We start from the raw sequence: 21,691 nt of genomic DNA, 5'->3' as shown, positions 1-21,691 counted from the left end.
AGGGGCAGGCCGGCCGCCGTCTCCGGACACACCGGTGCCCCGGTCCCGTACGCGAGGTCGTACCGGACCGGGGCACCACCCCATCACTGCAAGAGGTCAGGCCTGCTTCTCGCCGCCCAGGTGGTGCACCCGCACCATGTTGGTGGTGCCGGGGACGCCGGGGGGCGAGCCGGCGGTGATGACCATGGTGTCGCCCTGGTTGTAGCGCTGGAGCTTGAGCAGCTCGGCGTCGACCAGGTCGACCATGGCGTCGGTGTTGTCGACGTGGGGGACGACGAAGGACTCCACGCCCCAGCTCAGGGCGAGCTGGTTGCGGGTGGCCTCCTCGGTGGTGAAGGCCAGGATCGGCTGGCCCGCGCGGTAGCGGGAGAGGCGGCGGGCGGTGTCGCCGGACTTGGTGAAGGCGATCAGTGCCTTGCCGTCCAGGAAGTCGGCGATCTCGGCGGCGGCGCGGGCGACCGAGCCGCCCTGGGTGCGCGGCTTCTTGCCGGGGACCAGGGGCTGGAGGCCCTTGGAGAGCAGCTCCTCCTCGGCCGCGGAGACGATCTTGGACATCGTCTTGACGGTCTCGATCGGATAGGCGCCCACCGAGGACTCGGCGGAGAGCATCACCGCGTCGGCGCCGTCCAGGATGGCGTTGGCGACGTCGGAGGCCTCGGCGCGGGTCGGCCGGGAGTTGGTGATCATCGACTCCATCATCTGGGTCGCCACGATCACCGGCTTGGCGTTGCGGCGGCACAGCTCGATCAGCCGCTTCTGCACCATCGGGACCTTCTCCAGCGGGTACTCCACCGCCAGGTCGCCGCGGGCCACCATCACCCCGTCGAAGGCCATGACCACATCCGCCATGTTCTCGACGGCCTGCGGCTTCTCCACCTTGGCGATGACCGGGACCCGGCGGCCCTCCTCGTCCATCACCTTGTGCACGTCCTTGACGTCACCGGCGTCCCGGACGAAGGAGAGGGCGACCAGGTCGCAGCCCATCCGCAGGGCGAACCGCAGGTCCTCCACGTCCTTCTCGGACAGCGCCGGGACGTTCACCGCCGCGCCGGGCAGGTTGATGCCCTTGTGGTCGGAGACGACGCCGCCCTCCACGACGATCGTCTTCACCCGCGGGCCCTCGACCTCGACCACCCGCAGCTCGACGTTGCCGTCGTTGATCAGCACCTGGTCGCCCTTGGAGACGTCCCCCGGCAGACCCTTGTACGTGGTGCCGCAGACCGACTTGTCGCCGGGGACGTCCTCGGTGGTGATGGTGAACTCGTCACCGCGCACCAGCTCGACCGGGCCCTCGGCGAAGGTCTCCAGGCGGATCTTCGGACCCTGGAGGTCGGCCAGCACGCCCACGGCGCGGCCGGTGTCCTCGGCGGCCTGCCGGACGCGGTGGTACCGCTCCTCGTGCTCAGCGTGGGATCCGTGGCTCATGTTGAAGCGGGCCACGTTCATACCGGCCTCGATGAGCGCTTTCAGCTGCTCGTACGAGTCGACGGCGGGGCCCAGTGTGCAGACGATTTTGGAACGGCGCATAAGGCGGATCCTATCGGTTTGTTTCAGCGCGGAATATTCCGTCTAGCGGAATGTACAAATGGGCGTGAGGTCGCTCACCCGTGCCCACGCGTGCTCTATTCCCTTTATCCGGTTCTGCTGATGCTGCTGTCCGCCGCCCGGGGAACTCACTCCCTGTGGTGCCGGGGAACTCACTCCCCGCCGGGCCGGGCGTCTGTGTCCCGCACCAGGGCGTAGCTCTGCCGGGCGATCTCCAGCTCCTCGTCGGTCGGCACCACGGCCACCGCGACCCGCGCGTACTCCGGGGAGATCAGCCGCGGCTCGCCCGAGCGCACCGCGTTCAGCCCCGCGTCCACCGCCAGCCCCAGCTCCGCCAGGCCCTCCACCGCGGCCGCCCGCACCTCGGCCGCGTTCTCCCCGACCCCGGCGGTGAACACCACCGCGTCCACCCGCCCCAGCACCGCGTAGTAGGCGCCGATGTACTTCTTCAGCCGGTGGATGTAGACGTCGAAAGCGAGCCGCGCCCGCTCGTCGCCCTCGTCGATCCGCCGCCGGATCTCCCGCATGTCGTTGTCGCCGCAGAGCCCCACCAGGCCGCTCTTCTTGTTCAGCAGGGCGTCGATCTCGTCGTTCGACATTCCTGCGTTGCGCTCCAGGTGGAAGACGACCGCCGGGTCCAGGTCACCGGAGCGGGTGCCCATCACCAGCCCCTCCAGCGGGGTCAGCCCCATCGAGGTGTCCACGCACCGGCCGCCCGCCACCGCCGACGCCGAGGCGCCGTTGCCCAGGTGCAGCACGATCACATTGACCTCGGCCGGGTCCCGGTTCAGCAGCTTCGCGGTACGGGCCGAGACATACGCGTGTGAGGTGCCGTGGAAGCCGTAGCGCCGGATCCGGTGCGCGTCCGCGGTCTCGGTGTCGATCGCGTACCGGGCCGCGTACTCCGGCATCGTGGTGTGGAAGGCGGTGTCGAAGACCGCCACCTGCGGCAGGTCCGGCCGCAGCGCCATCGCCGTACGGATGCCGGTGATGTTCGCCGGGTTGTGCAGCGGCGCCACCGGCACCAGCCGCTCGATCTCGGCCAGCACCTCGTCGGTGACCACGGTCGGCTCGGAGAACTTCAGCCCGCCGTGCACCACCCGGTGGCCGATCGCCGCCAGCTCGGGGGAGTCCAGGCCCACCCCGTCCGCCGACAGCTCCTCGGCGACCGCCTTCAGCGCCGCGTCGTGGTCGGCGACCTCCGCGGTGCGCTCCCGCCTCTCCCCGGCGTCCGGCCCCAGCGGGGTGTGCGCGATCCGGGAGGAGGCTTCGCCGATCCGCTCCACCAGTCCGGCCGCCAGCCGGGTGCCGTCGCCCATGTCGAGCAGCTGGTACTTCAGCGAGGAGGAGCCGGAGTTGAGGACGAGCACCCGGGTGGGGGAGGGGGAGTCAGTCACGGTGGGGTGGCCTTCTGGTACGGGGGTGGGAGTTCCGGGTTCGGCGGGCGCGTTCATGAGGCGCCCTGGGACTGGATCGCGGTGATGGCGACCGTGTTGACGATGTCGCTCACCAGCGCGCCCCGCGAGAGGTCGTTGACCGGCTTGCGCAGACCCTGGAGGACCGGGCCGACCGCCACCGCCCCGGCCGAACGCTGCACGGCCTTGTAGGTGTTGTTGCCGGTGTTGAGGTCCGGGAAGATCAGCACCGTGGCCCGGCCGGCCACCTCCGATTCCGGCAGCTTGGTCGCCGCCACCGAGGGCTCCACCGCCGCGTCGTACTGGATCGGGCCCTCGATCCGCAGCTCCGGGTGGGCGGCGCGCACCAGCTCGGTCGCCTCGCGCACCTTGTCCACGTCCGCGCCGGTGCCGGAGGTGCCGGTGGAGTACGAGAGCATCGCGATCCGCGGCTCCACCCCGAAGCGCGCCGCGGTCGCCGCCGACTGCACCGCGATGTCGGCCAGCTGCTCGGCGTTGGGGTCCGGGTTGACCGCGCAGTCGCCGTACACCAGCACCTCGTCGGCCAGGCACATGAAGAAGACCGAGGAGACAATCGAGGCCCCCGGCTTGGTCTTGATGATCTCGAAGGCGGGGCGGATGGTGGCCGCCGTGGAGTGCACCGAGCCCGACACCATCCCGTCGGCCAGCCCCTCCTGCACCATCAGGGTGCCGAAGTAGTTGACGTCCGAGACCACGTCGTATGCCAGCTCCACCGAGACCCCGCGGTGGGCGCGCAGCTCCGCGTACCGCTCGGCGAAGCGCTGGCGCAGCTCGGAGGTGGCCGGGTCGATGATCTGGGTGGGGCCCAGGTCGATACCGAGGTCCGCGGCCTTCTTGCGGACGGCCTCCACCGGGCCGAGCAGGGTCAGATCGCACACCGCCCGGCGCACCAGGACGTCGGCCGCGCGCAGCACCCGCTCCTCGGTGCCCTCGGGCAGCACCACCCGGCGTCGGTCCGCCCGGGCCTGCTCCAGCAGGGTGTGCTCGAACATCATCGGGGTCACCCGGCCGCTGCTGGCCACCGAGAACCGTTTCAGCAGCGCCCCGGTGTCCACGTGTCGTTCGAACAGCCCGAGCGCGGTCTCCGCCTTGCGCGGGGTGGCCGCGTTCAGCTTGCCCTCCAGCGAGAACAGCTCGGCGGCGGTCGGGAAGCTGGTGCCGCTCACCGACAGCACCGGGGTGCCCGGCGCCAGCCGCGCGGCCAACGTCAGCACCTCGGCGGGCGGCCGCTCGTCCAGGGTGAGCAGCACCCCCGCGATCGGCGGCGTACCGGCCGAGTGCGCGGCGAGCGCCCCCACCACCAGATCGGCCCGGTCGCCGGGGGTGACCACCAGGCAGCCGGGGGTCAGCGCGTTGAGGAAGTTCGGCAGCATCGCGCCGCCGAAGACGAAGTGCAGCGCGTCCCGGGCCAGCCCCGAGTCGTCGCCGAGCACGACCTCGGCGCCCAGATGGTGGGCGATCTGCGAGACGGTCGGCGCGGAGAGCGCGGGCTCGTCCGGCAGTACGTAGCTGGGCACCGGCAGCTGCGACTCCAGCCGCTCGGCGATCGCGGCCCGGTCGGTCGCGGCCACCCGGTTGGCGACCATGGCGATGACGTCGCAGCCCAGGCTCTCGTACGCCCGGAAGGCGTTGCGGGTCTCGGCCCGCACCGACTCCGCGCTCTGCCCCTTGCCGCCGACCACGGCTATCACGGTGGCGCCGAACTCGTTGGCCAGCCGGGCGTTGAGCGCCAGCTCCTCGGGCAGCTGGGTGGCGGCGAAGTCGGTGCCGAGGACCAGCACCACCTCGTACTCCCGCGCCACCCGGTGGAACCGCTCCACCAGCGTGGACACCAGCTCGTCGATGCCCTTCTCGGCCTGGAGCGCGGTGGCCTCGTGGTAGTCCATCCCGTAGACGGTGGCCGGGTCCTGGGACAGCCGGTAGCGCACCCGCAGCAGGTCGAACAGCCGGTCCGGCCCGTCGTGCACCAGCGGCCGGAACACCCCCACCCGGTCCACTTGGCGGGTCAGGAGCTCCATGACTCCCAGCTCCACGACCTGGCGGCCGTCCCCGCGGTCGATCCCGGTCACGTACACGCTGCGCGCCACGCAAGCTCTCCCGTCGCGTCTCTCGATGCGCTCCCCGAAGCGCTCCGGCGGACCCGGGTACCCGGGTACCCGGATACCGGGGGTCTCAGAAGGACGCCGTTCGGAGACTTCGGAGGGCAAATACCCCCTTGACAATACCCCTGACGCTGAGTAGGGCGCGCCCTGGCCAGGGCGGTCGCCGGGACCCCGCCGGGCGGCCGGACACGGGGGTCCGGGGGCACGGTGCGCCCGCCCGCCGTGGGACAATTCGGGAAGGCCCGTACGTTCCCCGAACCGAGCCCGTACGCGCCCCCGAGCCCTGTATTTCCCACTGGTTTCAGTGATTTCCACTGGTTCCCACTGATCCCCAGTGACCATCCCCACCGATCCCTACCGAGCGGGAGAGACGCACGATGCGCATCGGAGTCCTCACGGCAGGCGGCGACTGCCCCGGTCTGAACGCGGTGATCCGGTCGGTCGTGCATCGCGCCATGACCGGCCACGGCGACGAGGTCATCGGCTTCGAGGACGGTTTCAAGGGGCTGCTGGACGGCCACTACCGGCCGCTGGACCTCGACGCGGTCAGCGGCATCCTGGTGCGCGGCGGCACCATCCTCGGCTCCGCCCGGCTGGAGCGGACCCGGCTGCGGGAGGCCGCGGAGAACTGCGACGAGCTGCAGAGGCGGTACGGGATCGATGTGCTGATCCCGATCGGCGGCGAGGGCACGCTGACCGCCGCCCGGATGCTCTCGGAGGCCGGGATGCCGGTCGTCGGGGTGCCGAAGACCATCGACAACGACATCTCCGCCACCGATCGGACCTTCGGCTTCGACACGGCGGTGATGGTGGCCACCGAGGCCATAGACCGTCTCAAGACCACCGCCGAGTCCCACCAGCGGGTCATGGTCGTCGAGGTCATGGGGCGGCACGCCGGGTGGATCGCCCTGGAGTCCGGGATGGCGGGCGGAGCGCACGGCATCTGCCTGCCCGAGCGGCCCTTTCAGGTGGACGACCTGGTCAAAATGGTGGAGGAGCGCTTCTCCCGCGGCAAGAAGTTCGCGGTCATCTGCGTCGCCGAGGGCGCGCACCCGGCCAGCGGCTCGATGGAGTACGAGAAGGGCGCCATCGACCAGTTCGGCCACGAGCGCTTCCAGGGCATCGGCAACCGGCTGGCCAAGGAGCTGGAGCGGCGCCTCGGCAAGGAGGCCCGCCCGGTGATCCTCGGCCACGTCCAGCGCGGCGGCACCCCCACCGCGTACGACCGCGTCCTCGCCACCCGCTTCGGCTGGCACGCCGTGGAGGCGGCGCACCGGGGCGAGTTCGGCAAGATGACGGCACTGCGCGGCACGGACGTGGTCATGGCCCCGCTGGCGCACGCGGTGACCCGGCTGAAGACGGTGCCGGAGGACCGGATGTACGAGGCCGAGTCGGTTTTCTGAGGGGTCGCGCGGGCACGGCGGGGGCGGGGTTCGCGCGGGCACGGCGGGGGCGAGGTCACGCGCATCGCGGGGCCTTTCGCGGTGGACCGCGGGTCCGCCGGGGCGGGACCGGCCGGGCCCGGCTTCCGGCCCGTGGCTGGTCGAGGTGGGCTGTGCGCGTCCGCGTGCTTGCGGGCTGCGGGGCTTGCGGGGCCTTTCACGCCGGCCGTGCTCGCGGCCGTACGGCACGTGGGCTGCCCACGCGCCGTAGGCCAGGGGCCCCGCTCCGGGTGTCCGCAAGGCGGTGACCGGCCCGTTCCCGGTGGCCGAATCGGCGTGTTCCCCTCTTGAGCGCGGCCTGTCCCGGTCGCAGGCTGTGCCGGACGGGGCGGAGGCTGAGGGGGCGGACGGATGGCCGGTGGACGAGCGGACGGGTGCGGCCCCGGGCACGGCCCCGAGGCCGAGGAGCCCGGTCGAGGCCACCCCTCCGCCGCGGCCTTCGGCGACCAGGAGGAGCCCCTTCCGGAGGATCGACCGGGGCCGGTCACCTGGGACCTCTCCGACATCGCACCCCAGCCGCCGGACGACGACGAGGACCGGGTGCCCGGGATCCCCCCGGAGCCCGGGCGGTGGGACACCGTGCTGATACCGGTGCTGGCCGTGGTCGCGCTGCTGATAGCCGTCACCACCGTGGTGCTGTACGTCCTGGGGGACGCGGCCGGGCACCCGGTGCCCCCGGAGAGCCCGGTGCCGTCCACGCCCCTCCCCAGGTCACATCCGGGCGTGCTCCCAGAAGTGGTCCACCACCCGGGCCAGATACTCGCGGCCGGCCTCGCCGCCGCTGCCACCGGTCACGTCCGAACCCCAGCTGTTGGTCGACACCATGCGCGCCTGGTAGTCGGCGTGCAGCCGCTGGAGCACCTCCTCCAGCCGGTGGCGGGGGATCGGCAGCAGCTTCGCGATCGGCTTCACATAGGCCTGCCAGCGGGTGGTCGCCGCACTGCGCAGCAGGTCGGACAGCTCCTCGGAGCGGCCGGTGGCCTCCAGCAGCTCGCGCGGTCCGAGCGAGAGCGCCTCGGCGAGCGCGGCGGTCTGGCGTTCGGTGCCGCGCCAGCGGCCGGTCTCCTCCACCCGGAGGTACGCCTTGAGCTCCATGCCCAGCCGGCGCGCCAGGTCCGCGGGGGCGACCGCGCGGGCGATCCGGTGCTCCCGCAGGGTGGTCGCGGCGGCCAGCAGCTCACCCGGTGAACACCACAGCACCCCGGCGAGGGCGCTGAGTTCACGGGCGTCGGGCGAGGCGTGGCCGCGCTCCCAGGCGATCACGGTCTCGGGAGCGACACCGAGGCCGTACTGCGCGCGGAGCCCGTACGCCACATGAGCGGGAGCCATACCCAGCGCCTCGCGCAGCCGACGCGCGGCGAGGGCGTTGAACGGTGGTGAAGGTGGGGAGGGGTGCACGCGCACACGGTAGAAGCGCACCGTGACAGCTGGCTACGGTGTGTTCACCCAAGGCCAGAAGTCGTAGGAACGTCCAGAACGCCCCACCTGGAGCCTACCTGTCGGTAATTTACCGGCTCGTTCGAACCAGCGCGCACGCTGAAAGGAGGGCCCGTTGCGGCCGGTGTGGTCGCGGATGCGCGAAGCCCGCCATCCGAGAGGGATGCCGGGCTCCGTCCCGTCAGGCGGGGCCGGGATCGAAGATCTCGTGCCCACCGACCCGGCGCCAGATGACGTGCGGCTCACCCTCACGCAGTTCCTTACCGAACTGCCAGGTGGCCCGTCCGTCGGGCGCCCAGGTCATCTCCATGACGGGATGCTCGCCGGCGGGGAGTCTGACGCCCTGCACCGGCTTGACCCGGAGGCCAGGTCGAAACCGCCCAGTCGTCATATCCGGAACGAACTTGGTCCGGATGGTCTCCTTGAAGCGTTCCTTCTCCTGTGCGGACAGCCTCTTGAAGTCACGCTCGAACCGGGCGGTCGTTGCGAAGGTCGGCAACAGGGCCTCCAGGTGCTCGGGGTCAGCTCTCCTTGTCGAGGTGCGCGAACATGTCGTCCGCGTCCTCGTGGAGGGTGGTGCGCCCGGCTGCGATGTCCGCGGTCGCCTCGCGCTCGCCCTCCAGCCATGCCTCCGACCAGAACCACTTCTGGTCGGCGCGGATCTTGGTCAGGCCGTGGACCTCCACCACGCCGTCACGAACGGTGAACTCCAGCTCGTCGCCCGGGGAGACCCCCAGCGCCTCGCGTACGCCTGCGGGCAACGTCAACTGGCCCTTCTCGCGCACGTTGGCGTGGTAGGTGGTAGTAGTCATACGGTACCTCCTACGTCGAGACTTTCTCACTTTCCAACATTCAGCCTACCGCAGGGAAGGTTAAAGGGAGGGCTAAAGGGAGGGCTAAAGCGGAGGTACAAGGTGAGCGGGTGCGCGTCAGCGCCCCGCCGTCCCGCTGACCCAGCGGTACTGGAATTCCGGTCGACCCACCTGGCCGTACTGGGGGTTGCGGTCGGCGCGGCCGGTGTCGACCAGGTGCTCCAGATAGCGGCGGGCCGTGATGCGGGAGATGCCGACGGCGGTGCCGGCCTCGGCGGCGGTCATACCGGTGTCCGAGGCGCGCAGGGCGCCGGTCACCGCGGTGAGGGTCGGGGCGCTCAGGCCCTTGGGCAGGGCGGCCGGCTGCGGGGTGCGCAGGGCGGCGAGCGCCCGGTCCACCTCCTCCTGGCCGGAGGCCTCCCCGGCGGCCGCCCGGAACTCGGCGTACCGCACCAGCCGGTCCCGCAGGGTGGCGAAGGTGAAGGGTTTCAGCACGTACTGGACCACTCCGAGCGAGACGCCTTCCCGGACCACGGAGAGATCGCGGGCCGAGGTGACGGCGATGACATCGGCGTGGTGCCCGGCCGCCCGCAGCGAGCGGAGCAGGTGCAGCCCATGGCCGTCGGGCAGGTAGAGGTCCAGCAGGATCAGATCGACGGGGGTCCGCTCCAGCAGCCGGGCCGCGGCGGCCCGCGAGTGGGCGGTGCCGACGACCGAGAAGCCCGGCACCCGACCGGCGTACAGCGCGTGCGCGTCGGCGGCCACCGGGTCGTCCTCGACCACCAGCACCCGGATGGGCCCTGGCCCCTGGTTGCCGGTCATGGGCGGGCCTCCGGGGACGGGGCGTTCGGGGCGGAGGCCGCCTCGGGGGTGCGCAGCGGCAGCCGTACGGTGAACCGCGCGCCGGAGCCCGTACCCGTACGCGTACCGGAGTCGGAGCCCGGCCCCGTACCGGTGTCCGTGCCGAGGTCGATGGTGCCGCCGCCGCGGTGCACCGCCTGGCGGACCAGGGCGAGGCCGAGGCCGCGGCCGGCGCCCCGGGTGGACCAGCCGCGTTCGAAGACCGCGTCCCGGTCGCCGGGGCCGATGCCCGGGCCGGTGTCGGCGACGCTCAGCAGCAGCTCGTCCGCGTCGGCGCGGGCGGTCACCGTCACCCGGGAGCCCGCCTCGGAGCGCCCCGCCGCCTCCAGCGCGTTGTCGATCAGATTGCCCAGGATGGTCACCAGGTCCCGGGACGGCAGCGTCGGCGGCAGTACGCCGTCGTCGATGCGGCTGTCCTCGGTCAGTACGAACTCCACGCCCCGCTCGTTGGCCTCCGCCGCCTTGCCCAGCAGCAGCGCCGCGAGCACCGGCTCGCCGACCGCGTCCACCACCCGGTCGGTGAGCGCCTGGGCCAGCTCCAGCTCCGCCGTGGCGAACTCCACCGCCTCCGCCACCCGGCCCAACTCGATCAGCGAGACCACGGTGTGCAGCCGGTTCGCCGCCTCGTGCGCCTGCGAGCGCAGCGCCTGGGTGAAGCCGCGCTCCGAGTCCAGCTCCCCGGAGAGCGCCTGCAACTCGGTGTGGTCCCGCAGCGTCACCACCGTGCCGCGCCGCTCACCGCCGACCACCGGGCGGGTGGAGACCACCAGCAGCCGGTCGGCGGTCAGATGCAGCTCGTCCACCCGCGGCCCGCCGCTCAGCAGCGCCCCGGTGAGCGAGGCCGGCAGCCCCAGCTCGTCCACCCGGGCCCCCACCACCTCCCGCCCGGCCAGCCCCAGCAGCTCCCGTGCCCCGTCGTTGACCAGCGCGATCCGGCGCTGGCCGTCCAGCATCACCAGCCCCTCGCGCACCGCGTGCAGCGCGGCCTCGTGGTAGTCGTGCATCCGGCTCAGCTCGCCCGCGTTCATCCCATGGGTGTGCCGCCGCAGCCGGGCGTTGATGACATACGTGCCGAGGCCGCCGAGCGCGAGGGCGGCGCCCGCCATCCCGAGCAGCGCGGTCAGCTGGCCCCGGATCTGCGCGCTGATCCGCTCGATGGTGATGCCCGCACTGACCAGGCCCACCACCCCCTGGCCGTCGTACACCGGGACCACGGTCCGCACCGAGGGGCCGAGGGTGCCGGGGTAGGTCTCCGAGTACGTCCGCCCCTGCCGCGCCCGCTCGATATGACCGAGATACGGGCGACCGATCTGCGCGGGGTCCGGGTGCGTCCAGCGGATGCCGTCCGGCGACATGATCGTCACGAAGTCGACCCCCTCCTGCCCGGTCAGCGACACCGCGTACCGCTGGAGCGCGGCGGTCGGCTCGCCGGAGCGGATCGCCGCCACCACGGCCGGGGAGCGGGCCACGGCGGTCGCGGTGGCGGTCGCCTGGCGGCGCGCGGTCTCCTCGGCCTGCCCGCGATCGGTGAGGTACGCGAAGACCGCGCAGCCCGCGACGATCGCGGCCACCAGCACCACCTGCATGGCGAACAGCTGGCCGGCCAGGCTGCGCGGCGGCCGGCGGCCGGCGCCTCGGCGGCGGGGGCGAAGGGAGAGGTGCATAGCGCAAACGGGAGAGAGGGAGAGTACGGGCGGCGTGAACGAAACGTACGCAAGGGTGACCGGCGACACAAGGTGAGAGATGGTCTCCGGGATCGATCCACCGGGACGTGGAGCGACTCATCCGTAGGAGGACGCAGTGGCCGCACGACGAGACCGTACCCACTATCTCTATCTGGCCGTCATCGCGGCGGTCGTCCTCGGCATCGCCGTAGGCTTCCTCGCCCCCGGGGTGGCGGTGGAGCTCAAGCCGCTGGGCACCGGCTTTGTGAACCTGATCAAGATGATGATCTCGCCGATCATCTTCTGCACGATCGTGCTGGGCGTCGGCTCGGTCCGCAAGGCCGCCAAGGTCGGCGCGGTCGGCGGGCTGGCCCTCGGCTACTTCATGGTCATGTCCACGGTGGCGCTGGCCATCGGTCTGGTGGTGGGCAACCTGCTGGAGCCGGGCGCCAGCCTGAAGCTGACCGACGAGGCCGCGAAGGTCGGCGAGCAGCAGGCCGCCGGTGCCAGCGAGGGCACGGTCGACTTCCTGCTCGGGGTCATCCCCAAGACGATCGTCTCCGCGTTCACCGAGGGCGAGGTGCTCCAGACCCTGCTGGTCGCGCTGCTCGCGGGCTTCGCGCTCCAGGCGATGGGCCGCTCCGGCGAGCCGGTGCTGCGCGGCATCGGGCACATCCAGCGGCTGGTCTTCCGCATCCTGGCGATGATCATGTGGGCCGCGCCGGTGGGCGCGTTCGGCGCGATCGCGGCGGTGGTCGGGGAGACCGGGGTGGACGCCCTGAAGTCGTTGGCCATCATCATGATCGGCTTCTATGCCACCTGCGCGATCTTCATCTTCCTGGTGCTCGGCACCCTGCTGCGGCTGGTGGCGGGCATCAACATCGTCGCGCTGCTGAAGTACCTGGGGCGCGAGTTCCTGCTGATCCTCTCCACCTCCTCGTCCGAGTCGGCGCTGCCCCGGCTGATCGCCAAGATGGAGCACATGGGCGTCAGCAAGCCCGTGGTCGGCATCACCGTCCCGACCGGCTACTCCTTCAACCTGGACGGCACCGCGATCTATCTGACCATGGCCTCGCTCTTCGTGGCCGAGGCGATGGGCGACCCGCTCTCGGTCGGCGAGCAGATCTCGCTGCTGGTCTTCATGATCATCGCCTCCAAGGGTGCTGCGGGCGTCACCGGCGCCGGGCTCGCCACCCTGGCCGGCGGCCTCCAGTCGCACAAGCCGGGCCTGGTGGACGGGGTGGGTCTGATCGTGGGCATCGACCGCTTCATGAGCGAGGCCCGCGCGCTGACCAACTTCGCGGGCAACGCGGTCGCCACGGTGCTGGTCGGCACCTGGACCAAGGAGATCGACAAGGAGCGCGCCGCCGAGGTGCTGGCCGGCCGGGTGCCCTTCGACGAGCGCACTTTGGTGGACGACCACGGCGACACGCCCCGTGATGACGCGGACGCGGCCCCCGCCACCGACGACGAGGGCGGCGCCCCCGACCGCCGGGAGCCGGCCAAGGTCTGACACCGCCTCGCGGGGGTACGGCCCCGAGGGTTACGGCCGCCACGGCCACGGTCCTCCGGGCGGCCGACGCCCCTCCGGCCGACGCCCCTCCGGGTGACGGCCCCGCCCCCCATACGCGGCCGCGCGGGATCCCCCCTCCCGCGCGGCCGCTCACGCCTGTTCCGGCTCCGGAACCGACATCCGGGCGCACGCCTCAGGGCCGTCGCCGTCTCACTCCGCGAGCCCCGCCACCAGCTCGGTGGCCCGCTCCGGCGGAACACCCGCCGAGATCAGTACCGTCACCGCCGCCGATCGGCCGGCCTTGCCGGGCGGCAGGGTGCCCGCGTTGACCGCCTCCATCAGCCCGAACAGCACCTGCTCATGGACGTAGGCGAGCGCCGCCGCGGGCAGCGGGGAGCTGAACACCCCCTCGTCCAGTCCCCGTTGCAGCAGATCCGCGCAACTGCGCCGGACCGGGGCGAGCCGCTGCCTGATCCCCTCCATGGTGACGCTCCGCTGCGCGAGGGCGACCAGCAGCCGGTAGCGGTCGGCGACCCGCCAGGCGTTCAGGGTGGCCCGGGCGACCGCCTCCGCCGGGTCGTCCACCCCGTCCCGCCCGGCCGCGTGTGCCTGGGCGACCGACTCCACCGCGCTGTCCACCAGGGCGGCGATCAGCGCCTCGCGGCTGGGGAAGTGCCCGTAGACGGTACGCCGGACCACCCCGGCGGCCCGGGCGATCTGGTCCATGGAGACGTCCGGGTCGCGCAGCAGCTCGGCGAGGGCGACCTGCTCGATACGGCGCCGATTGGCATCCGCCCTGCCGGAGGGCACGCCGGGGGAGGGGGGCGCCGGAGTCACATCCGAAGAAGTCACCCCCTCATTCTGCACCCCGTTTTGCACATCGCTGTGCAGTCACGTAACTTGCACAGTGCTGTGCATTTACACACCCATGTGCAAACAGCCGCATGGGAAGCGAAACGGAGGATGTCCAGGCCATGCGCCTCATCAGGAACCAGCCGGTGGAGTCCGATTCCCGGCCCTACCCCCAGCGCTGGTGGGCGCTGGGTGTGCTCTGCCTGAGCCTGCTGATCATCGTGATGGCGAACACCGCCCTCACCGTCGCCGCCCCCGACATGACCCGGGACCTCGGGCTGACCAGCTCCGATCTCCAGTGGGTCATCGACGGCTACACCGTCCCGTACGCGGCGCTGATGCTGCTGCTCGGCGCGATCGGCGACAAGTACAGCCGGCGCGGCGCGCTCGTCCTGGGCCTGGTCGTCTTCGGCGCCGCCTCGGTGGCGGGCTCGCTCACCGACTCCTCCTCCGGGGTGGTCGCCGCCCGGGCCGCGATGGGCGTCGGGGCCGCGATGATCATGCCGGCCACGCTCTCCCTGCTCGCCGCCACCTTCCCGCGCGCCGAACGCGCCCGGGCGATCGTGCTGTGGACCGCCACCGCGGGGCTGGCCATCGCCGCCGGGCCGCTGGTCGCCGGGGCTTTGCTGGAGAACCACGGCTGGGCCTCCACCTTCCTGATCAACGTGCCGGTGGCCGCGCTCGCCCTCGTCGGCGCCCTCACCCTCGTACCGCCGTCCAAGGCCGCCCGGCACGGCCGCATCGACTACGTCGGCGGGCTGCTCTCCGTGGTCTGGGCGGGTGCGCTGGTCTACGCGATCATCCAGGGACCGCACTTCGGCTGGGACGCCAAGGCCGTCACCTCGGCGGTCGTCGCGGGCGTCGCCCTGCTCGCCTTCACCCTGTGGGAGCTGCGCCACCCGCGCCCGCTGCTGGATGTGCGCCGGTTCGCGAACCGGGCCTTCGCCGGGTCCAACCTGGCCGTGGCGCTCTTCTTCCTCGCCGTCTTCGGCGCCTTCTACTACCTGACCCAGCACCTCCAGTTCGTCCTGGGCTACGACCCGCTGGACACCGGCATTCGCATGCTCCCGCTGGCCGGCGCCGTCTTCGTCGGCTCCGCGCTCACCGGCTACCTCACCCCCCGCCTCGGCATGAAGGTGACGGTCACCGCGGGCATGGCGCTGGGCACGCTGGCGCTGGCGCTGCTGACCCGGGTGGACGCGGGCAGCGGGTACGGGGACTTGGTCGCCCCGCTGATCATCCTCGGCGCCGCCATTGGACTGGCCCTCTCGCCCTGCACCGACGCCATCATGGGCGCCTTCCCCGAGTCCGAACTCGGCGTCGGCGGCGCGGTCAACGACACCTCCCTGGAGCTGGGCGGCTCGCTCGGCATCGCCGTACTCGGCTCCGTCCTCGCCTCCTCCTACTCCGACAAGCTGTCCGACGCCGCCGGTGGCAGCGGGCTGCCCGCCTCCGCCCTGGACACCGCCCAGGACTCGGTCGGCGCCGGCTATGCGGTCGCCCAGGGCGTCGGCGACAAGGCCCAGGCCCTGCTCCAGCAGGCCGCCGCCCACCCCGAGCAGGCCGCCCAGCTCAAGGCGCAGGCCGCGCAACTCTCCGACGGGGCGCGCCAGATGGCCGATGCCGTCACCGCCGCCTTCTCCGACGCGGTCGCCCACACCAGCCTGGTCGGCGCGATCGTCCTCGGCGCGGGCACCCTCCTGGTGGCGCTGCTGCTGCCCCGCCGCCCCCGCCCGGACGCCACCCCCGCGCCCGAGCAGAACACCGAGCACCCCCGCGAACCGGCTGGCGTCTGACCACGCCTCCGTACGCACCCCTCCGCGGGCCCCGGGAAAACGGTATGACGTCCCGGGGCCCGCGGTGCTGGGATGGCGCCATGGACAGCACGAAGACGGCCACCGTCGACCGGACCGGCTACCCGGACGCGGTCACCCCCTGGGAGGACCCCGACTGGCGGGCCGACGCCCTCGACTGGATCACCACCGGCCTCGCGGCCCACGGCCTGCGCACCCCCGGCCCGGACCGCATCCGGCTCCGCCCCTGGTCCGTCCTCCTCCGCCTGCCCGTGCGGGATGGCGAACCCCGCTGGTTCAAGGCCAATCCGCCCGGCAGCCGCTTCGAGGGCCCGCTGACCGCCGCCCTCGCCCGCCGGATCCCCGACCATGTCCTGACCCCGCTCGCCGTGGACGCCGAGCGCGGCTGGTCCCTGCTGCCGCCCGGCGGCGACCTGTTCCGGGACGTCCTGGCCCGCGGCCCTGTCCCCCTCGCCGCCTGGGAGGAGCTACTGCACCAGTACGCCGAGACCCAGCGCGCCCTCGTCCCGTACGCCGACTCCCTCCTCACCCTCGGCGTCCCCAGCGCCCGCACCCGCGAACTCCCCACCGTCTTCGACCGGCTGGTCGCCGCCAACCCGGCCCTCCTCCCCGAGGACCGCCGACGGCTACGCGCACTCCGCCCCCAACTCGTCGACTGGACCGAGGAGCTGGCCGCAGCGGGCGTACCCGACACCCTGGACCACACCGACCTCCACGACGGCCAGCTCTTCCACCGCGCCACCCCCGGGGCCCCGCCCCACTTCACCTTCTTCGACTGGGGCGACGCCGTCGTCTCCCACCCCTTCGGCTGCCTCCTGGTCCCGCTCCGCCGCGCCGCCCAACTCCACGGCCCCGCCGCCCTCCCCCGACTGCGCGACGCCTACCTCGAACCGTGGACCTCCCCTCACCTCCCCGCCCCCGACCTCCGCCGCGCCGCCACCCTCGCCTGGCGCCTGGCCCCCCTGCACCGCGCCCACTCCTTTGGCCGCCTCTTCCCCGCCGAGGCCGCTACCGGCGCCCCGGACGCTGCCCGCTGGCTGCTCCGCCTCGCCGACGAACCGGAGGTATAGCCGACAACGGCCCGCCTCCTCCGCACCAGCGGGAGAAGCGGGCCGTACGCGGATCTCTCAGCCCTCGCGGCTCAGACCCCCGGCACCAGCCCGGGCTGCCCGGCCCGGACCCCGCCGCAGAACGCCTCGTACTCCGAGTCCGTGAGCCAGATCCTGTCCTCCGGGCTGAAGGAGTCCCGCAGCACCCAGCCGCCCGCGACCTTGGTCACCTCCAGGCAGTCCTGACCTGTCCCGCCGGACAGCTCCGACTTGGTCCAGACGGCACCGGCCAGGCTCTGGGCCCTCAGCGCCTGCTTGGCTTCCCGCTTATCCACGCGACAGCTCTTTCCTTGCTCGTCTCGACAGTTCCAGCGAAGCCAGCGGTGGCAGGGCGAGCCCGCGCAGCGACTCGATATAGGCACGCAACTCCCGCACCTCCCGAGCCTGCTTGCGGAAGGTCATACCGGTCATCGCGTCAAAGGCGACGATCGGCTTCTCACCCGCACCGCTGAACTCCAGCAGCGTAAGCATGTAGGCCAACGTAGCGGTAGCGCTGAACGGGATGACCCGCAGTGCGATCCGGCCGCTCACCGCGTCCTCGGCCAGTGAGTCCAGCTGACCTGCCATGACCTCCCGACCGCCCACCTCCTGACGGAGCGCCGCCTCACCGACGATGACCTCCACCGTGGGCGGACTGCTCTTCTCGAAGATCCCGCGCCGCTGCTCACGGAGCTGGGCCGAGCGGTCCATCTGCATCGGCGACAGCACCGCTCGGTCGAGATTGAGCGTGACCGCCTCCGCATACGGCCGGGTCTGCACGATGCCGGGCAGTACGTTGCCCGCACACGCCGTGATCCGCGCGGCCGCGTCCTCGTACGCCACGAACTCCAGCAGCGACTCCGCGAACTCATCCTCGTACTCACGCCACCAGGCGCTCTCGATGGACTGGGCCTCGCGCAGCATGGTCTCCAGCCGGACCCTGGTCTCCAGGTCCATGTTCAGCACCGTGGCGATGGCCGTCCACTCCTCCTGATCGGGGAGTGTGGCTCCGCGCTCCATCCGGGAGTAGCGGTCGATGGTGGACCGGCCCAGTGCCGCTGCCACATCACTCTGCTTGACCCTGGCCCCGGTCTCCGTGCGCGCGGCGGCGCGGACGGCCTTCAAGGCGTCGGCGAACCGGCGCCGGGCGACGATGGCCGCGGTGTTGACCGCCATGAGCGGCCTCCCTCCCCGTTGTTGAGTAACCGGAAGCCTACTCCCCGCAACTGACAACCCGGGCGCCTGTGGAGAACCCCTTCGGGGGTAATTAGAGCGAACGGCTTGCGATCGCACTAGCCCTCGCACCACACTCACCATCACGCACCGATCGGTGTGCGGCACGCTGAGTGATCACGTGCGGGGCTCTGCCGCGCCCGCACATGGGAGGCGTCATGAAAGTCCACGAGCATGGAAACGGCGACGAGGGGTTGTTGGCCGAGGCGGCCTTCACCAGTGTCCCCAAGTCGGTGAGCGAGGCCCGGCGGTGGGTGCGCGGAACGTATGCCGCGCTGCTGGCCGAGCTGTTCCAGACCTGCGAGCTGCTGGTCAGCGAGGTGGCGACCAACGCCGTGACACACACCGACAGTGGGACCTTCCGGGTGCGGCTCTTCTCGCCCGGCCTCCGTATCGAGGTCTGGGACGAGTCGCCTTCGCTGCCGGAACGCAGGGCCGCCTCCCCGCTCGCGGAGGGCGGCCGGGGCCTGGCCCTGCTGGAACTGCTGGCGCCCGGCTACACGGTGGACGCCCTGGGGCCCCTCGGCAAGGTCGTCTGCTTCACGCCGCAGAGCCCCTCTCCCCTCGAAGCGACGGCGGCGGTGAGGAGGTGAACGAGGCTCCCCGGACTCCCTCCGTGGCCCGGCTGCTGCCGTGGGTGTCGCCCGCAGGCAAACCCGCCTACCTGGTGACCGATGACCGGGCCAGTCGGCTCTGGTGCCTGGCCGACGAGATGGAGGCCGCCCAACTGGACCGGAGCGCCGAGGTGATGGCCTGGTCCAAGGCGGTGCTGGAGGACCTGATGTCCCCGTACAGCCAGGTGCGTTACGCCGGAATCCGGCTGGGCGAATGCCTCGCGGACGTCCTGCGCATCGCCGAGTCGCGCGGCCTGCGGCTGGACATCACCGACGAACCGGAGGTGTAGCCGACAACGGCCCGCTTCCTCCCCCAAAGTTCGGTGAACCCTCCGATGCTCCGGCCGTCGCGGCGGTACCGTCCGCCGCATGAGCGATGAGCAGGAGGACCGGCCCGATCCGCGCCTTCAGTGGCCGCTGCCGCCGGCCTGGATGTTCGACTGCGAGGACTGCGTCCGGTTGTACGGGCGGATGAAGCGCATCACCGACATGATGTGGGAGATGCACTTCACCGGCGAGAAGGGCGTGGACTACGACCCGATGGACAGCCAGGTCGGTTCCATGATCGCCATGATCCGCCATATGGCCGTGGCACACGAGGAGTTGCTGCCCGGCTGGGAGCCGGACTGTGCCTCCTGCGCCGAACGCCGGCAGTCGATCGCCCGCGCGGTCGCCCGGAACGCGAGCCCGGACGCCGTGGTCGTGCTCCAGGAGCACCGGGCCGCCCACGCGGTCCTCCCCCCGTACAGCGCCAAGAACTTGTGACCGGTCCACTCGGCGGCGCCGACGTGGCATGACGAAGGGGAGCCCTGCCGCGGTGGCGGCGAGGGCTCCCCTTCGCGTAAGCTTCATGGTTCGTGTGCAGGTGCGTGCAGGCATGACAAAGCCGCACACGGAAGTTCAGTTCATGGACCATACCGCGCCGGGAGTGGGATTGTCAACGCAAGCGCAGGAGCCGGAGATGCGGCAGTCGGACATGCGGCAGTCGGGGATGCGGCAGTCGGAGACGGCCGGGACGGCGGCCAGGGCGGGAGAGGCCGAGCTGCGGGCGGAGCAGGCGTTCACCGACGGGCTGTACGCGCGGCTGGACCGGCTCCGCGAGCAGGCCGCCGCCGCGCTGAAGGCGGCCCTCAAGGCCGGTGGCAGCAGCTTCCAGGCGCGGCAGGAGCGGGACGTGCTGGTCGCCGAGCAGTCCGCGCTGCTCGCCGGATACGAGGCCGGTGAGCACGGGCTGTGCTTCGGGCGGCTGGAGTTCCGCGACGGGCGGGACCACCACATCGGGCGGGTCGGTATCCGGGAGGACGACGCCGAGCGCACCCCGCTGGTCATCGACTGGCGCGCCGAGGTGGCCCGGCCGTTCTACCTGGCCACCGGGTACCACCCGATGGGGCTGCGCCGCCGGCGCCACCTCACCACCCGGGGCCGCGAGGTCACCGCCCTCCACGACGAACTGCTCGACCTCGGCGACCCCACCCGCACCGGCCATGAGAACCCGGACGCCGACGCCGTACTGCTGGCCGCGCTCGGCGCCGCCCGGACCGGCCGGATGACCGACATCGTGCAGACCATCCAGGCCGAGCAGGACCGGATCATCCGCGCCCCGCACCAGGGGGTGCTGGTCGTGGAGGGCGGCCCCGGCACCGGCAAGACCGCCGTCGCGCTGCACCGCGCCGCCTATCTGCTCTACGCCCACCGGGAGCAGCTGGCCAAGCGCGCCGTGCTGATCGTCGGCCCCAACCCGGCGTTCCTCGGCTATATCGGCGAGGTGCTGCCCGCGCTCGGTGAGACCGGGGTGCTACTGGCCACCCTGGGCGAGCTGTTCCCGGGGGTGGCGGTCACCGCCGCCGACACCCCGGAGGCCGCCGAGATCAAGGGGCGGGCCGGGATGGCCGAGGTGCTGCGCCAGGTGCTGCGCGACCACCAGACGGTGCCCGCCACCAGCGATCCCCTGGAGATCGACCACGAGGACTACGGCACCCTGCTGCTCGACCGGAACATGGCCGAGGACGCGCGCTGGGACGCCCGGGCCACCGGGCTGCCGCACAACCTGGCCCGGCCCCGGTTCGCCACCCGGATCATCGACGCCCTCACCGCGCAGCTGACCGAGCGGCTGGGCGCCGACCCCTACGGTGGGCCCAACCTGCTGGACGCCTCCGACATCGCCCAGATCGGCAAGGAGGTCGCCGCCAGCCGGGAGGTGCACGCCGCCATCGAGGAGCTGTGGCCGAGCCTCACCGCGCAGGACCTGGTGGCTGCCTTCCTGGCCGAGCCCGAACGGTATCTGCCGGGCGGCGAGGCCGAGTTCGTACGCAGGGAGGCGGGGACCGGCCCGGCCGGGGGGCCGTGGACCGAGGCCGACGTCCCGCTCCTGGACGAGGCGGCTGAGCTCCTTGGCGAGGACGACTCGGCCGCCCGGGCCGCCGCCGAACGTGCCCGCACCGAGCGGATCGCCTACGCGCAGGGCGTGCTGGACGTCTCCTACGCCTCGCGGACCTACGAGTTCGAGGACGAGGAGTCCGAGGTGCTCTCCGCCCATGACGTCATCGACGCCGAGCGGTTCGCCGAGCGCCACGAGGAGGAGGACCACCGCAGCGCCGCCGAACGGGCCGCCGCCGACCGCACCTGGGCCTTCGGCCATGTCATCGTGGACGAGGCGCAGGAGCTGTCCGCGATGGCCTGGCGGCTGCTGATGCGGCGCATCCCCACCCGCTCGATGACCCTGGTCGGCGACCCGGCCCAGACCGGCGACGCGGCAGGCTGCGGGTCCTGGCAGGACATCCTGGAGCCCTACGTGGGCGACCGCTACGAACATGTGGTGCTCGGCGTCAACTACCGCACCCCCGCCGAGATCATGGCCGTCGCCGCGGAGCTGCGGCGCGCCCAGGACCCGGACTTCACCCCGCCCCGCTCGGTCCGCTCCACCGGGGTGCCGCCCTGGGAGACGGTCTCCGACGACCCGGTGGCCGACACCGCGGCCGCCGTACGCCGGGACCTGCCCGCCGAGGGCCGGCTCGCCGTGATCGCCCCGGCGGCCCGCGTCCCCGCCCTGACCGCCGCGCTCCCGGAAGCCGCCCACGGCGCCGCCCCCGACCTGACCCGGACGGTGGTGGTGCTGGAACCCCGCCAGGTCAAGGGGCTGGAGTTCGACACCGTACTGGTCTGCGACCCCGACGCCATCGCCACCGCCGGGCCGCACGGCGTCAACGACCTCTATGTGGCCCTGACCCGAGCCACCCAGCGCCTCGGCGTCATCCGCGCGGCCGCCGGCTGACGGGGCC

19 protein-coding genes are annotated in these 21,691 nt (G+C 72.2%); 8 read left to right on the top strand and 11 right to left on the bottom strand.

Features of this window, described 5'->3' with window-relative positions; genetic code table 11:
- Positions 1–96: 96 nt before the first annotated feature.
- From pyk to pta, 3 genes are all read right to left on the bottom strand, one after another.
- On the bottom strand, positions 97–1,527 hold the full coding sequence (pyk, locus tag ABZ945_RS09835) for a pyruvate kinase (RefSeq protein ID WP_361266507.1): 1,431 nt from the start codon (positions 1,525–1,527) through the stop codon (positions 97–99).
- Positions 1,528–1,697: 170 nt separating this feature from the next.
- Positions 1,698–2,942 (bottom strand): acetate kinase, encoded by a 1,245-nt coding sequence (locus ABZ945_RS09830; RefSeq protein WP_361266505.1) that lies wholly within the window; start codon positions 2,940–2,942, stop codon positions 1,698–1,700.
- 53 nt (positions 2,943–2,995) lie between these two features.
- The gene (gene pta / locus ABZ945_RS09825) at positions 2,996–5,068 is read right to left on the bottom strand and encodes a phosphate acetyltransferase (protein ID WP_361266503.1); all 2,073 of its coding nucleotides are present in this window, start codon (positions 5,066–5,068) and stop codon (positions 2,996–2,998) included.
- Positions 5,069–5,460: 392 nt separating this feature from the next.
- On the opposite strand from pta, the gene ABZ945_RS09820 reads away from it, so the two are divergent.
- Complete coding sequence (locus tag ABZ945_RS09820) at positions 5,461–6,486, top strand: ATP-dependent 6-phosphofructokinase (protein WP_361266501.1); 1,026 nt, start codon at positions 5,461–5,463, stop codon at positions 6,484–6,486.
- A 750-nt stretch (positions 6,487–7,236) separates the two neighbouring features.
- On the opposite strand, the gene ABZ945_RS09815 is transcribed toward ABZ945_RS09820, so the two are convergent.
- The 5 genes from ABZ945_RS09815 to ABZ945_RS09795 all read right to left on the bottom strand — a co-directional run bounded on the left by ABZ945_RS09815 (position 7,237) and on the right by ABZ945_RS09795 (position 11,299).
- Complete coding sequence (locus tag ABZ945_RS09815) at positions 7,237–7,923, bottom strand: helix-turn-helix transcriptional regulator (protein ID WP_361266499.1); 687 nt, start codon at positions 7,921–7,923, stop codon at positions 7,237–7,239.
- A 220-nt stretch (positions 7,924–8,143) separates the two neighbouring features.
- On the bottom strand, positions 8,144–8,461 hold the full coding sequence (locus tag ABZ945_RS09810; protein ID WP_361266497.1) for a hypothetical protein: 318 nt from the start codon (positions 8,459–8,461) through the stop codon (positions 8,144–8,146).
- Positions 8,462–8,483: 22 nt separating this feature from the next.
- Positions 8,484–8,774, bottom strand: coding sequence for an AbrB/MazE/SpoVT family DNA-binding domain-containing protein (locus ABZ945_RS09805; RefSeq protein ID WP_361266495.1), 291 nt, complete (start codon positions 8,772–8,774; stop codon positions 8,484–8,486).
- A gap of 117 nt (positions 8,775–8,891) precedes the next feature.
- Positions 8,892–9,596: a response regulator gene (locus ABZ945_RS09800; protein ID WP_361266493.1), complete on the bottom strand. Its 705-nt coding sequence runs from the start codon at positions 9,594–9,596 to the stop codon at positions 8,892–8,894.
- On the bottom strand, positions 9,593–11,299 hold the full coding sequence (locus ABZ945_RS09795; RefSeq protein ID WP_361266491.1) for a sensor histidine kinase: 1,707 nt from the start codon (positions 11,297–11,299) through the stop codon (positions 9,593–9,595). Before ABZ945_RS09795 ends, ABZ945_RS09800 begins: the two co-directional genes overlap by 4 nt.
- 136 nt (positions 11,300–11,435) lie before the next feature.
- Here ABZ945_RS09795 and ABZ945_RS09790 point away from each other — a divergent pair, with 136 nt between their 5' ends.
- On the top strand, positions 11,436–12,812 hold the full coding sequence (locus ABZ945_RS09790; RefSeq protein ID WP_361266489.1) for a cation:dicarboxylase symporter family transporter: 1,377 nt from the start codon (positions 11,436–11,438) through the stop codon (positions 12,810–12,812).
- A 210-nt stretch (positions 12,813–13,022) separates the two neighbouring features.
- On the opposite strand, the gene ABZ945_RS09785 is transcribed toward ABZ945_RS09790, so the two are convergent.
- Positions 13,023–13,664 (bottom strand): TetR/AcrR family transcriptional regulator, encoded by a 642-nt coding sequence (locus ABZ945_RS09785; protein WP_361266487.1) that lies wholly within the window; start codon positions 13,662–13,664, stop codon positions 13,023–13,025.
- 122 nt (positions 13,665–13,786) lie between these two features.
- On the opposite strand from ABZ945_RS09785, the gene ABZ945_RS09780 reads away from it, so the two are divergent.
- Positions 13,787–15,460 (top strand): MFS transporter, encoded by a 1,674-nt coding sequence (locus ABZ945_RS09780; protein WP_361266485.1) that lies wholly within the window; start codon positions 13,787–13,789, stop codon positions 15,458–15,460.
- Between the two features lie 80 nt (positions 15,461–15,540).
- A complete protein-coding gene (locus ABZ945_RS09775) occupies positions 15,541–16,548 on the top strand; it encodes an aminoglycoside phosphotransferase family protein (RefSeq protein ID WP_361266483.1) in 1,008 nt (335 codons plus the stop codon).
- Between the two features lie 71 nt (positions 16,549–16,619).
- On the opposite strand, the gene ABZ945_RS09770 is transcribed toward ABZ945_RS09775, so the two are convergent.
- Both ABZ945_RS09770 and ABZ945_RS09765 read right to left on the bottom strand, forming a co-directional pair.
- Positions 16,620–16,862, bottom strand: coding sequence for a DUF397 domain-containing protein (locus tag ABZ945_RS09770; protein WP_361266481.1), 243 nt, complete (start codon positions 16,860–16,862; stop codon positions 16,620–16,622).
- Complete coding sequence (locus ABZ945_RS09765) at positions 16,855–17,742, bottom strand: helix-turn-helix transcriptional regulator (RefSeq protein ID WP_361266479.1); 888 nt, start codon at positions 17,740–17,742, stop codon at positions 16,855–16,857. Before ABZ945_RS09765 ends, ABZ945_RS09770 begins: the two co-directional genes overlap by 8 nt.
- A 215-nt stretch (positions 17,743–17,957) precedes the next feature.
- Between ABZ945_RS09765 and ABZ945_RS09760 the strand changes: the two genes are divergently transcribed.
- The 4 genes from ABZ945_RS09760 (at position 17,958) to ABZ945_RS09745 (ending at position 21,684) form a co-directional block, all read left to right on the top strand.
- Entirely contained in the window at positions 17,958–18,392 is a 435-nt protein-coding gene (locus ABZ945_RS09760; RefSeq protein ID WP_361266477.1) for an ATP-binding protein, read from the top strand.
- Positions 18,389–18,703 carry a hypothetical protein gene (locus ABZ945_RS09755; RefSeq protein WP_361266475.1) on the top strand — a complete coding sequence of 105 codons (315 nt, stop codon included), beginning with the start codon at positions 18,389–18,391 and terminating at the stop codon, positions 18,701–18,703. Before ABZ945_RS09760 ends, ABZ945_RS09755 begins: the two co-directional genes overlap by 4 nt.
- Before the next feature lie 79 nt (positions 18,704–18,782).
- Positions 18,783–19,178 (top strand): hypothetical protein, encoded by a 396-nt coding sequence (locus ABZ945_RS09750; protein WP_361266473.1) that lies wholly within the window; start codon positions 18,783–18,785, stop codon positions 19,176–19,178.
- Between the two features lie 226 nt (positions 19,179–19,404).
- Positions 19,405–21,684 (top strand): UvrD-helicase domain-containing protein, encoded by a 2,280-nt coding sequence (locus ABZ945_RS09745; protein WP_361266751.1) that lies wholly within the window; start codon positions 19,405–19,407, stop codon positions 21,682–21,684.
- Positions 21,685–21,691 lie beyond the last annotated feature (7 nt).

Origin of the sequence: Streptomyces sp. NPDC046887 (assembly GCF_040644755.1) — a bacterium.
Classification (GTDB): domain Bacteria; phylum Actinomycetota; class Actinomycetes; order Streptomycetales; family Streptomycetaceae; genus Streptomyces; species Streptomyces lichenis.
This window is presented reverse-complemented; position numbering and strand designations above follow the sequence as displayed.